Origin of the sequence: Nonlabens ulvanivorans (assembly GCF_032922765.1) — a bacterium.
GTDB lineage: Bacteria > Bacteroidota > Bacteroidia > Flavobacteriales > Flavobacteriaceae > Nonlabens > Nonlabens ulvanivorans.
Genome location: NZ_CP136694.1, coordinates 434,777 through 447,595, shown reverse-complemented (window position 1 = coordinate 447,595; position 12,819 = coordinate 434,777). Strand labels below are relative to the sequence as shown.

The 12,819-nt window shown below is 35.3% G+C and carries 11 protein-coding genes; 8 read left to right on the top strand and 3 right to left on the bottom strand.

Annotated features, from left to right (window positions below; all coding sequences use genetic code 11):
• Nucleotides 1–24: 24 nt before the first annotated feature.
• Nucleotides 25–1,644: an ABC-F family ATP-binding cassette domain-containing protein gene (locus R1T42_RS02020; protein WP_036581176.1), complete on the bottom strand. Its 1,620-nt coding sequence runs from the start codon at nucleotides 1,642–1,644 to the stop codon at nucleotides 25–27.
• A gap of 138 nt (nucleotides 1,645–1,782) precedes the next feature.
• Between R1T42_RS02020 and R1T42_RS02015 the strand changes: the two genes are divergently transcribed.
• On the top strand, nucleotides 1,783–3,237 hold the full coding sequence (locus R1T42_RS02015; RefSeq protein ID WP_317291096.1) for a TlpA family protein disulfide reductase: 1,455 nt from the start codon (nucleotides 1,783–1,785) through the stop codon (nucleotides 3,235–3,237).
• 58 nt (nucleotides 3,238–3,295) lie between these two features.
• On the opposite strand, the gene fsa is transcribed toward R1T42_RS02015, so the two are convergent.
• Nucleotides 3,296–3,949, bottom strand: coding sequence for a fructose-6-phosphate aldolase (gene fsa, locus R1T42_RS02010; RefSeq protein WP_036581181.1), 654 nt, complete (start codon nucleotides 3,947–3,949; stop codon nucleotides 3,296–3,298).
• Between the two features lie 124 nt (nucleotides 3,950–4,073).
• Between fsa and R1T42_RS02005 the strand changes: the two genes are divergently transcribed.
• The 5 genes from R1T42_RS02005 (at nucleotide 4,074) to R1T42_RS01985 (ending at nucleotide 10,188) form a co-directional block, all read left to right on the top strand.
• Nucleotides 4,074–4,874, top strand: a complete 801-nt coding sequence (locus tag R1T42_RS02005; RefSeq protein WP_317291095.1) for an SUMF1/EgtB/PvdO family nonheme iron enzyme — start codon at nucleotides 4,074–4,076, stop codon at nucleotides 4,872–4,874.
• 48 nt (nucleotides 4,875–4,922) lie between these two features.
• Nucleotides 4,923–5,876 (top strand): calcium/sodium antiporter, encoded by a 954-nt coding sequence (locus R1T42_RS02000; RefSeq protein WP_317291094.1) that lies wholly within the window; start codon nucleotides 4,923–4,925, stop codon nucleotides 5,874–5,876.
• 118 nt (nucleotides 5,877–5,994) lie between these two features.
• A complete protein-coding gene (locus R1T42_RS01995; protein WP_317291093.1) occupies nucleotides 5,995–8,181 on the top strand; it encodes a glutamine synthetase III family protein in 2,187 nt (728 codons plus the stop codon).
• A 220-nt stretch (nucleotides 8,182–8,401) separates the two neighbouring features.
• Nucleotides 8,402–9,580 (top strand): AIR synthase related protein, encoded by a 1,179-nt coding sequence (locus tag R1T42_RS01990; protein ID WP_317291092.1) that lies wholly within the window; start codon nucleotides 8,402–8,404, stop codon nucleotides 9,578–9,580.
• Between the two features lie 2 nt (nucleotides 9,581–9,582).
• Nucleotides 9,583–10,188, top strand: a complete 606-nt coding sequence (locus tag R1T42_RS01985) for a hypothetical protein (protein ID WP_317291091.1) — start codon at nucleotides 9,583–9,585, stop codon at nucleotides 10,186–10,188.
• A 156-nt stretch (nucleotides 10,189–10,344) separates the two neighbouring features.
• Here the strand turns inward: R1T42_RS01985 and R1T42_RS01980 are convergent, their stop codons facing one another.
• Nucleotides 10,345–10,737, bottom strand: a complete 393-nt coding sequence (locus R1T42_RS01980) for a peptide-methionine (S)-S-oxide reductase (RefSeq protein WP_317291090.1) — start codon at nucleotides 10,735–10,737, stop codon at nucleotides 10,345–10,347.
• A 62-nt stretch (nucleotides 10,738–10,799) separates the two neighbouring features.
• Between R1T42_RS01980 and prfA the strand changes: the two genes are divergently transcribed.
• Both prfA and pyrF read left to right on the top strand, forming a co-directional pair.
• On the top strand, nucleotides 10,800–11,876 hold the full coding sequence (gene prfA, locus R1T42_RS01975; protein WP_042246372.1) for a peptide chain release factor 1: 1,077 nt from the start codon (nucleotides 10,800–10,802) through the stop codon (nucleotides 11,874–11,876).
• 84 nt (nucleotides 11,877–11,960) lie between these two features.
• A complete protein-coding gene (pyrF, locus tag R1T42_RS01970) occupies nucleotides 11,961–12,770 on the top strand; it encodes an orotidine-5'-phosphate decarboxylase (RefSeq protein ID WP_317291089.1) in 810 nt (269 codons plus the stop codon).
• Nucleotides 12,771–12,819 lie beyond the last annotated feature (49 nt).

The window sequence follows — 12,819 nt, the reverse complement described above, 5'->3', positions numbered from 1 at the left end:
TTTTAATTTTATAATATTGGAAGTTTAAGAATTATACATCTTATTTCTTAGCTCTCTAATTGCTTTATCATCCATATACTCTTCAAATGTTGTGTAACGGTCGATAACTCCATTAGGTGTTAATTCAATCACTCTATTACCTACCGTTTGTGCAAACTCATGATCATGTGTCGTAAGCAGTACCGTACCTTTAAAATTCTTTAAACTATTATTTAAAGCTTGTATAGATTCCAGGTCAAGGTGGTTAGTAGGCTCATCGACGATAAGAACATTTGCTCTCTTCATCATCATACGAGATAGCATACATCTCACTTTTTCTCCTCCAGAAAGTACTCTAGCACTTTTCAGTGCCTCCTCACCAGAGAAAATCATCTTACCTAAAAATCCACGTAAGTGAACTTCTTCACGCTCTTCTTCAGTTTGAGCATATTGTCTTAACCAGTCCACTAAGTTTAAATCAACATCAAAAAACTCAGCATTATCAACTGGTAAATAGCTTTGATTTGTAGTAATTCCCCACATAAAAGTACCTGCGTCTGCTTTCATTTTATCATTTATTATTTGATAAAAAGCGGTCGTTGCACGGCTATCTCTAGAAAACACAACTACTTTATCACCTTTTGCCAGGTTGATATCGACATCTTTAAACAGCACTTCTCCATCAATTGATGCAGCAAGTTTTTCTACATTTAAGATTTGGTCTCCAGCTTCTCTTTCTCTTTCAAAAATAATTGCAGGATAACGACGTGATGAAGGTTTGATTTCTTCAATATTTAATTTATCAATCATCTTCTTACGAGAAGTTGCTTGTTTAGATTTTGCCATGTTTGCACTAAAACGTGCGACAAATTCCTGAAGCTCTTTTTTCTTCTCTTCGGCTTTCTTATTAGCTTGTGCTTTTTGTCTAGCCGCAAGTTGTGAAGATTCATACCAGAACGTGTAGTTACCACTGTATTGATTTACTTTACCAAAATCGATGTCTGCAATATGTGTACATACAGCATCTAGAAAGTGACGGTCATGCGATACGACAATGACTGTGTTCTCATAATTTGCTAGAAAGTGCTCTAACCACGAGATTGTTTCATAGTCCAGATCATTAGTAGGCTCATCCATTATAAGAACATCTGGATTACCAAATAATGCCTGAGTAAGTAACACACGTACTTTAAGTTTATTATCCATATCACCCATTAAGGTGTAATGGTACTCTTCACCTATACCTAAGTTAGAAAGTAAAGATGCCGCAGCACTATCTGCATTCCATCCATCCATTTCTTCAAACTGTACTTGCAGCTCTCCTATCTTCTCTGCATTCTCATCAGTATAATCTGCGTAAAGAGCATCAATTTCAGTCTTTAATTTATACAAAGGCTTATTACCTTGCAGCACCGTTTCTAGAACCGTAACCTCATCATAAGCATTGTGATTTTGCTCAAGAACAGACATGCGTTTACCAGCCTCTAACGAGACATGACCGCTTGTAGGTTCCATTTGTCCAGTTAAAATCTTTAAAAATGTAGATTTACCGGCTCCATTTGCACCTATAATTCCATAACAATTACTACCACCAAACTTTGCGTGAACATCATCAAAAAGGACGCGTTTACCAAATTGAACAGATAAATTAGAAACTGATAACATATTTTTGTCTTTGAGCGTGCAAAAGTACTGATATTATTAGGTATTTACCACATTGATTTTGTTGTTTTTAACAGCTCATTAACTAGTTATCGCACATATAAATGTTTCTTTTGCTATTAGCCCAAATGAGTACCGTTAATGATTTTTTATAGTCTGCTTTCGCGAAAGCGTAATTATCTTCTTATTAGCTCCTTAATTACTGGAGTACTATTACTATTTACCTCATGTAAGGAAGATAATTCTAATGCTGTCACTCATATTTCAGGTAAAATTATCAATGCTCATAAAGAATTTGTAACCTTAAAAGATTTTAATGGCTTAACAGATACAATTCCTTTAGCAGCAGATGGTTCTTTTTCAAAATCGTATAACTCACTTAAACCTGGTCTATACACATTTGCACATCCTGGAGAATATCAGTCTGTATATCTTTCACCTGGAGACAGCACTGTTTTAAGGCTTAATACTAAGGCCTTTGATGAGACTCTAGCTTTCTCTGGAACACATTCAAAAGAAAATAATTATCTTATTAATCTTTTTGTGCAAATTGAAAAAGATGATCGTGAATTTCTTAATAATTATAAGTTATCACATACAGAATTTAAAAAAGTGTTAGATAGCATTACCGAGGCTAGAATATTAAATCTAGAATCTATTGCTGAAGAACATTCACTAGATCCAGATTTTTTGTGCCATGCAGATAAGGTTTTTAAATTTTCAATGTGGTCAAAAATAGAGCGCTTTCCTTTTGTACACTATGGTAAAAATGATTTTTTAGAAAGTAAAGAATTGCCGCCTTCATTCTATTCTTACAGAAAAGATTTTGACATAGATGACAAATCACTACTTAATAATATTGCCTTCAGACCTTATGTAAATTCCCTGATTTCTAACCTTGCTTTTACTAGCCTGGCAAAAGAATTAGGATCAGGTGTGCTGGTAGATCGATCTAGTTTAAAATATCAAAAGAAGAGACTAGCTGTAATTGATAGTTTATTTTCACGTGGAATAGTTAAAGATATTTTTGCTTCTAACATTACGCAACATTTCATAATGAATCGTAAAAATGCTAATGAGATTAATGAATTAGTTGACTTATTCACAAGCATGACTGACGATGCTGAGTTAAAAAACAGAATTACTACTACAGCATCTACCTACATTAAACTGGATCCTGGTAATGAAATGCCTAACATTAAGATCCAAAACACTAATAGGGATAAAATGGAATTATCTGAGCGTGTAAAGAAACTGACGGTCTTATTCTTCTGGTCTGATGATGAGCGTGAATATGCAATAAGAGTACACGATAAAATTAAAGATTTAAGACTTAAGTATCCTAAGATTGATTTTATAGGTATTAATCTAGATGATTCTGAAGGTAATCAATGGGAAGAAGCTTATGAGCGTTATAGTTTTAACTCTAACATGGAGTATCAAATCCTAAACACCTCACCGGTGACCGCACAATTAGCATTGCGCAATGATAATCGCAGCATGGTAATTGATAAAAATCTCACGATAATAGACCCTAGTATTAATCTATTTCATTATCAGATAGAAACAACGCTGTTGGGTTATATTAACAGATAAAGATTAAATAAAAAGGCTCGCAATGCGAGCCTTTTTTATTTAATAACTGAGCTATCTCTTAATTCCCTTTCTTATAATCTGCAAGAAATTTTGCAAGACCTATATCTGTTAATGGATGTTTTAATAAACCTTCAATAGAACTTAATGGTCCAGTCATTACATCAGCCCCTAGTTTTGCACAATCAATTACATGCATGGTATGTCTTACAGATGCAGCCAGAATTTCTGTATCAAAACCATAGTTATCATAAATCATTCTGATTTCAGCAATTAGGTTTAAACCATCTGTAGATATATCGTCTAATCTACCTATGAATGGAGATACATAAGTGGCACCTGCTTTTGCTGCAAGTAATGCCTGTCCTGGACTGAAAACTAAAGTGACATTAGTCTTAATACCTTTATCACTAAAATACTTACAAGCTCTTACACCATCCTTAATCATAGGTAACTTTACAACGATCTGGTCATTCATTGCAGCTAGTGCTTCTCCTTCTTTAACCATCCCTTCAAAATCTGTTGAAATCACCTCGGCACTTACGTGTCCATCAACAATATCACATATCTTCTTGTAGTGATTTAAAATATTCTCGCTACCTGTTATACCTTCTTTTGCCATAAGAGAAGGATTAGTGGTTACTCCATCTAGGACACCCATCGATTGGGCTTCGGCAATTTGATCTAGGTTTGCGGTGTCAATAAAAAATTTCATAGTTGTGATGTGTTATTATAAAAGTTGATGTTAAGTAGTTGCAAAAGTCGTCAATGTAATGTCTAAATTTGTAACCTTGTAGTCTTAAGATATTAAATGTTTTTAACAGCTAAGTTTTACTTAAATGAGTTTATTAAAAAAATTACCATTACCATTATTTATCCTTATTATTTTAACCATCAGCTGTGGACCTAAACCTAGCAATACTGAAGTTGCGATTGAGATAGAAGATACATCAATCCCACCTGGGACCATTAAACTTACCGACAACTTGTACATTGATAGAGTACCTGTTACTAACCTTATGTATTCTGAATTTTTAGATCATTTAGGCAACTACTGGTCTGAGAAGAAACATGAGAAAATGAAATTTTACCCATCCTATGGATTAGAAGCAGACTCTGTTTTTCAACCTTATAATGGTAGCACTAGACTAATGATAGGAGCTACATTAGACCCTAGATTAATGGTAACACCTAAACTCACACTAGGAAACTATACCAGCCACCCATATTATCAATGGCATCCTGTAGTTCACGTATCACAAGAAAAAGCTGAGCTATTCTGTAAATGGCGCACAGATATGGTAAACGCAGTTTATGGTATACGCAGTAAGAATGAGAATCAAAGATCACAATATCCAACAAAAGTTTCTTATCGACTACCTAGTGAGAAAGAGATGATTGCTGCTCAAAACTTAATAGACAAGCAATTAAAACTACTTACCTATCAAGATGAGATCTATAGCTATGCTGGAGATTTTTACAAATTCAGAAGAATTCAAGACGACTATCACATGGCTGTTTTTGAAATGAAAGAATTGTCTAAAAATGGACCTTATTTACCTTTACATAAGTCACTATCTTATTATGAGGCTAAAGAACTAAATACAGGTTTCCGTTGTATATGTGAGGTTACCCCATAATTAAACCATCCTAGTTATTCTATAAATCATTCTATACCTTCTTCTTTTATGAGTTTATTTTATTTATTAATAGGTTTAGTTCTTTTAGTCATAGGTGGTGAATTTCTAGTAAGATCATCTGTGGGATTATCTTTAAAGTTAAAACTATCTAGAATGATCATTGGGCTCACAGTAGTATCATTTGCTACTAGTGCTCCAGAATTAATTGTCAGTATTCAATCTGCATTAGATGGACTTTCAGGATTAGCTTTAGGTAATGTTATAGGTTCTAACATTGCAAATATCGCTTTGGTATTAGGAGCAACAGCACTCATCGCACCACTAGCCATTGACAAAGATTTCTTTAAATTTAACTGGCCATGGATGATGGCTTTTAGTATCGTATTATATATTCTTTTATTATCTGACAACAACTTAGTACGATGGGAAGGTGGCGTTTTATTAGGTGGAATAGTCATTTTCTTAGTTTTACTTATAAGACGAGCTCGCAAGAATCCAGAAGCTGTTAATGTAGAAGAAGAATTACAAGAAACTAAATGGTGGAAGATTTTCATGTTTTTAATCTTAGGAGGACTCGCATTATGGCAAGGAAGTGAGTTACTAGTTAAAGGAGCTGTTGATATTGCAGCTAGTCTAGGAATTCCCGAAAGTATAATTGCGGTTTCTATGGTAGCCTTAGGAACATCTGTTCCAGAACTAGCAGCTTCTATAATTGCCGCATTAAAAAAAGAGAAGGCAATTTCATTAGGTAACCTTATAGGGTCAAACATATTTAATATAGGATCAGTTCTCGGTATCACCGCTTTAATCCAACCTATACAAATCAACCCAGAAGGAATGGGATTATTAAATAATGATATCTACTGGATGCTAGGCATCTCGTTTGCTTTATTACCACTAGCCTTTTTACCTAAAGCTTATAATATTTCAAGATATAAAGGTATACTATATCTAGCAGCTTACCTGCTATTCATTTACCTCGCCTTCGCTACCCTATCATAAATAAGGGGTTATTCACATATTTTAATGTTTTGTTGATATTACATCCCTAAAAAAACAAGGGTTGATTTATAAAAAGTATTACTTTTGCGGTGTATTATTATTAAAATAACACCACATCATGTCTACATTAAGATTTAATGCCTTAAAAGAAACACTCAATCGCCAGCCTATTGAAGTGAATGAACCAAAACGTCGTAGCGATATATTCGGAAAGAATGTATTCAACAAATATGCGATGCGCCAGCACTTAACTAAGCAAGCTTACAAAAGTGTCATAGACGCTATGGAAAACGGCACTAAAATAAGCCGTGAAGTAGCAGATCATATTTCTACAGGTATGAAAGAATGGTCTATTCAGAATGGCGCTACACACTATACTCACTGGTTTCAACCTCTTACCGGTGGAACTGCAGAGAAACATGATGCTTTCTTTGAACTAGAAATGGATGGTGAAGTGATTGAGAAATTTGGTGGCGGACAATTAGTTCAACAAGAGCCAGATGCCTCTTCTTTCCCTAATGGCGGAATAAGAAACACATTTGAAGCTCGTGGATACACTGCTTGGGATCCTACATCTCCAGCTTTTATAATGGGAACCACCCTATGTATTCCTACTGTATTTATCGCTTACACAGGAGAAGCCCTAGATAATAAAACTCCACTTTTAAGATCATTACAAGTCGTAGATCAAGCAGCAACTGATGTTTGTAAATATTTTGACAAAAACGTTTCTAAAGTAATCGCCACCTTAGGATGGGAACAAGAATACTTTTTAATAGACGCTGCACTTGCTGACTCACGTCCAGATTTACAACTAGCTGGTCGTACATTATTAGGTCACTCATCTGCTAAAGGACAACAATTAGACGATCATTACTTCGGTTCTATACCATCTAGAGTACTGAACTACATGCGTGACATGGAAACAGAATGTATGCTATTAGGTATACCTGTTAAAACACGTCATAATGAGGTGGCTCCTAATCAGTTTGAGCTTGCTCCTATTTTTGAAGAAGCAAATCTAGCGGTAGATCATAACTCTTTATTAATGGATGTGATGCGCAAAGTAGCTTCACGTCACAATTTTAAAGTATTATTCCATGAAAAGCCATTTGCAGGAGTAAATGGTTCTGGAAAACACAATAACTGGTCACTTGCGACTAACACTGGTGTGAATTTACTTTCTCCAGGTAGTACACCTATGAAGAACTTACAGTTCTTAACCTTCTTTGTAAACACTATTAAAGCTGTGCACGATAACGAAGAGTTAGTTAGAGCAACTATCGCTAGTGCATCAAACGACCATCGTTTGGGAGCAAATGAAGCGCCTCCAGCAATTATTTCTGTATTCATAGGTTCTCAATTAACTAAGGTTCTTGACGAATTAGAAAAAGTAACTGACGGAAAACTTTCTCCAGAAGAAAAAACAGACCTTAAACTTAATGTAGTAGGTAAAATTCCAGAAGTAATTCTTGATAACACAGACCGTAACCGTACGTCACCATTTGCATTTACAGGTAATAAGTTTGAATTGCGTGCCGTAGGTTCTACAGCAAACTGTGCAAATCCTATGACCGTTCTTAACGCGATAGTTGCAAAACAATTAATAGAGTTTAAAGAAGAAGTAGACGCACTTATTAAGGACAAGAAACTTAAGAAAGACGAGGCTATCTTTAATGTACTGCGTGAGTACATCAAGCAATCTAAGAAGATACGTTTTGAAGGTGATGGTTATGGAGAAGCATGGGAAAAAGAAGCTAAAAAACGCGGACTAAGCAATAACAAGACGACTCCTACTGCGCTTAAAGCAAAAGTCTCTAAGAAAACTATAAAGCTTTATGAAGACCTAAACATCATGAGTAAGATCGAGACAGAATCTCGTTATGAAATTGAAGTTGAGGAATATGCAATGCGCATCCAGATTGAAGGACGTATCCTAGGTGACATCGCACGTAATCATGTGATTCCTACGGCAGTTAAATATCAAAACAGATTGATAGAAAACGTAGTAGGATTAAAAGAAATCTACGGTAAAGAATTCAAGAAAGTAGCAAAAGAGCAAATGATTCTTATTGAAGAAATCTCAGAGCATATTGAGAAGATCAATAAAGGAATTACAGAAATGACTGATGCTCGTAAAAAAGCAAATAACGCAAAGAGTGCTGAAGATACTGCAGCTCAATACTGTGATAAAGTAAAACCTTACTTTGACGTGATCCGTTATAGCTGTGATAAACTAGAATTATTAGTAGACGATGAATTATGGCCACTTACTAAGTACCGTGAATTATTATTTACACGTTAATCTAGCTAGATTATAAATGATATAAAAGCCTCTAATTTAATTATTAGAGGCTTTTTTAAATATACGCTTTCGCGAAAGCGTGGTTTCAAGAAACAGAAACCACATTTTAAAAAACAGAATGGTTTTATTTAAATTCATTTCTTAACAACCTATTCATACTTTTTACTTAATACTTAGAACTTCATACCTCATAATTATATGTAAATAGTAAATTTGCCATATGAGCCAAGACATTTCCAAAAGATATGCGCAGCGTGGTGTAAGCGCTGGCAAAGAAGACGTACATAACGCGATAAAAAATGTAGACAAAGGATTGTTTCCACAAGCCTTTTGTAAAATCGTTCCTGATTCGTTGACCGGTTCGCAAGATCATTGTCTTATCATGCATGCAGACGGCGCCGGTACTAAAAGCAGTCTAGCATACATGTACTGGAAAGAAACAGGTAACATTTCAGTTTGGAAAGGTATTGCTCAAGATGCACTTATCATGAATGTAGACGACTTGCTTTGTGTAGGCGCGACAGATAATATTTTACTTTCTAGCACTATAGGTAGAAATAAAAACTTAATTCCTGGCGAGGTGATCAGTGCGATTATTAATGGTACTGAAGAGCTTATTGCAGATCTTAAAAAACATGGTGTAGAAATCATATCTACAGGTGGAGAAACAGCAGATGTTGGTGATCTAGTAAGAACCATTATCGTAGACTCTACCGTTACCGCACGTATGAAACGTAGCGATGTAGTCGATAATGCAAATATTAAAGCTGGTGATGTTATCGTAGGGCTTTCTAGTTCTGGTCAAGCTACTTATGAAACGGAATACAATGGTGGTATGGGATCAAATGGTCTCACTAGCGCTAGACATGATGTATTTAATAAAACACTAGCTCAAAAATTCCCAGAGAGTTTTGACGCAGCCGTACCAGAAGACTTAGTGTATTCTGGATCTCAAAATTTGACCGATCCAGTTGAAGGTAGTCCTCTAGATGCAGGTAAACTAGTCCTTTCTCCTACTCGAACTTATGCTCCTATTATTAAAAAGATTTTGAGCGATGTAAATCGTGCAGATCTACACGGTATGGTACACTGTTCTGGTGGCGCACAGACTAAAATTTTACACTTTGTAAATGACTTGCATATCATCAAGGATAACATGTTTGAATTACCACCACTTTTCAAAATGATTCAAGAGGAATCTGGTACAGATTGGAAAGAAATGTACCAAGTTTTCAACATGGGACACCGCATGGAACTTTATGTAAATGAATCTATTGCTCAACAAATCATTGATATCTCAAAATCCTTTAATGTCGATGCTCAAATCATAGGCCGTGTAGAAGCTGCAAGCTCTAAAAAGTTGACTATTGATAGTGAATTTGGAGTTTTTGAATATTAACCATGGACTATACTTTATCTCAAAAGAGAATATTTAAATCTCAAGTGTTAACGATTGAAAAGGACAAGCTGAAAATTTCAATTAAGGATTTAAATAGCTCTCAAACATTTTACATGTTGTTTGAAGAAATTGACATTACTAAAATTAGAAATGAAAAAAAGTTTGAAATAATATTTTTAAGTATCAGTTTATTTTTTGGGCTGTTCTTTTTTATAAATCTTTTCAACCCAAGCAATTATGAAGGTGACAGCACTACACTCATACCTGTCCTTATTTTTCTATTATCTGGCTTCCTTTGCAGTAGTTTTATAACGTTTCTATATTACCGAAATAACATAATTATCCCATCTACCAGCGGTGTAATAGTGTTGTATAAAAACATTCCTGACGAAAAAACGGTAGACAATTTCTTAACTATTTTAAAAGAATCAATTAATCATTTTCTAAAAGAAAAATATGCTAAAGTAGATATTGATTTACCTAAAGAACAACAATTTAATGCTTACAATTATCTTAGAGAGCGAGATATCATATCAGAAGATGAATATCAAAATTTAAAGAAGAAATTAAAAAGTGGCAAAGAAGACTTTAAATCAATCGGGTTTTAATCAATAATAATCACAATTTCACTTTTCTGTTATTGACATAATTTCATTATAACAGACTAAGGCATATTATCATCAGCCTGTTATTACGTACTTAACAATTTCTAACTTCGGTTCGATATATCTTTTACAAAATGGCGCGTCTGGTCTGGTTTTATATTAACTCTGGATGGACTCGCGAGATAGTTCAAATGCTACAAAAGGTAACACTGCAGTGATGTATTGTTTATTACGCTTACGCGAAAGCGTGTTTATAATAGACTTCACCTTTTTTTCAGTCTCTACATCAAAGAAATATACCGCACTACGATAGTCTTCTCTCCTACTATGTTGTTGTGTTGAAGCATGCGTTTCTAAATGAACGTCAATGAGTTGCTCTAGATCAACTAGAGTAGAGAAATGAACGATAACAGCTTCACTCATAGAATCATAAGGTGTCTCACTAGAAATGTATCCTTGCTCTACTTTTACCACACCAGTCACTGCTTGAAAAACAGCCTCAGTACACCAGTGACAGCCGCCACCTAATCCTATTTTGAGAATTGTTTTCATAGAGATTAATATAGTAAAAAATTGGGCCGAATTTTGTATTTTCGCAGGACTTGATATAGACCATGATAGATAAATTAAATATAGTAAAAAATCGTTTTGACGAGGTTAATGATTTAATCATCCAACCTGATATTATTTCTGATCAAAAGCGATATGTTCAACTTACTAAAGAATATAAAGACCTTAAAGCTTTAATGGAAGTACGTGAAGAGTACATGACTCTTACGGCAAATCTTGATGAAGCAAAAGAAATCATAGCAGATGGTAGCGATGCAGACATGGTTGAAATGGCGCAGATGCAGTATGATGAGGCTAAAGATGCTATACCTGAATTAGAAGAAAAAATACGCATGATGCTGGTGCCTAAAGACCCAGAAGATGCTAAGAATGCTGTAATGGAAATACGTGCTGGTGCTGGTGGTGATGAGGCGAGTATTTTTGCTGGAGATCTTTTTAGAATGTATGAAAAATACTGCTCTAGTAAAGGATGGAGCACGAGTGTAGTTGATACCAGTCATGGTACTAGTGGTGGTTATAAAGAGATCATTCTAGAAGTAAATGGAGAAGATGTTTATGGAACACTTAAGTTTGAAGCTGGAGTGCACCGTGTACAACGTGTACCACAAACTGAAACTCAAGGTCGTGTACACACGAGTGCAGCAACAGTTATGGTTCTTCCAGAGGCAGAAGAATTTGACGTAGAACTAGATATGACTGAAGTACGTATAGAACGTACAACTTCTACTGGTCCAGGTGGACAGTCTGTAAACACAACTTATAGTGCGATTAAATTACACCACGAGCCTACTGGAATGATCGTGAGTTGTCAAGATCAAAAATCATCTCATAAAAACCTGGAGAAAGCTTTAAAGGTTTTACGTTCTCGTTTATATGAAATGGAACTTGCAAAGAAAATGGAAGCCGATTCTGAGAAGCGTAAGAGCATGGTAAGTTCTGGTGACCGTAGTGCCAAAATTAGAACTTATAACTACTCACAAGGTCGTGTTACAGATCACCGTATCAACCTGACTTTATATGACCTAGACAATATCATTAATGGTGATATTCAAAAGATTATAGATGAACTTCAACTGGTGGATAATACCGAGAAGTTAAAAATGACAGATGAAGGTTTGTAACCTCGCATGCAATGAGCGGAAACTAGAAACGAAGTAGCCTAACCAGTAAGGGCGGATTGCATCCGCCGAGACAATGCAACCACGATGACTTTATCCCAACTCACCCAGCAAATTCACGATAAGAAATCCTTCCTATGCGTAGGCTTAGATGTAGATCTTGAAAAAATACCAGCTCATTTGTTGCAGGAAAAAGATCCTATTTTTGCATTTGCAAAGGCGATTATAGACGCTACTCATGATTTGTGTGTGGCTTATAAACCTAATACGGCTTTCTTTGAAGCTTATGGTGTGAAAGGCTGGCAAGCACTGGAAAAAACTATTAATTACCTTAACGAGAATTATCCGGACCACTTTACCATAGCCGATGCTAAACGTGGTGATATAGGCAATACCTCTACTAGATATGCAAAGGCTTTTTATGAAGACCTAAGCTTTGATAGTGTAACGATTGCTCCATATATGGGTAAGGATTCTGTAGAGCCCTTTCTAGATTTTGAGGATAAGTTTGCGATTCTTCTGGCACTTACTTCAAATGGAGGCAGCACAGATTTCCAAACTAAATCAGTTGACGGAAAACCTCTATATCAAGAGGTTCTTAAAACAGCTTCACAATATAAAAATAGTGATCGCTTGATGTATGTAGTAGGTGCTACAAAAGCTGAGTATTTAAGTGACATTAGAGCTATTGTACCAGATGCTTTTTTATTAGTTCCTGGTGTAGGAGCTCAAGGTGGTTCTTTAAGTGAGGTTGTAAAATACGGTAAGAATGATCAGGTAGGTTTATTAGTGAATTCCTCTAGAGGTATTATTTATGCATCTCAAGAAAAAGACTTTGCTCAAGCTGCACGTGCTAAAGCGATAGAATTACAGCAGCAAATGGCTGGATTATTGTAATCTGTCATTCTGAACTTGATTTAAAATCTGCCGTTAATGAAATTCTATG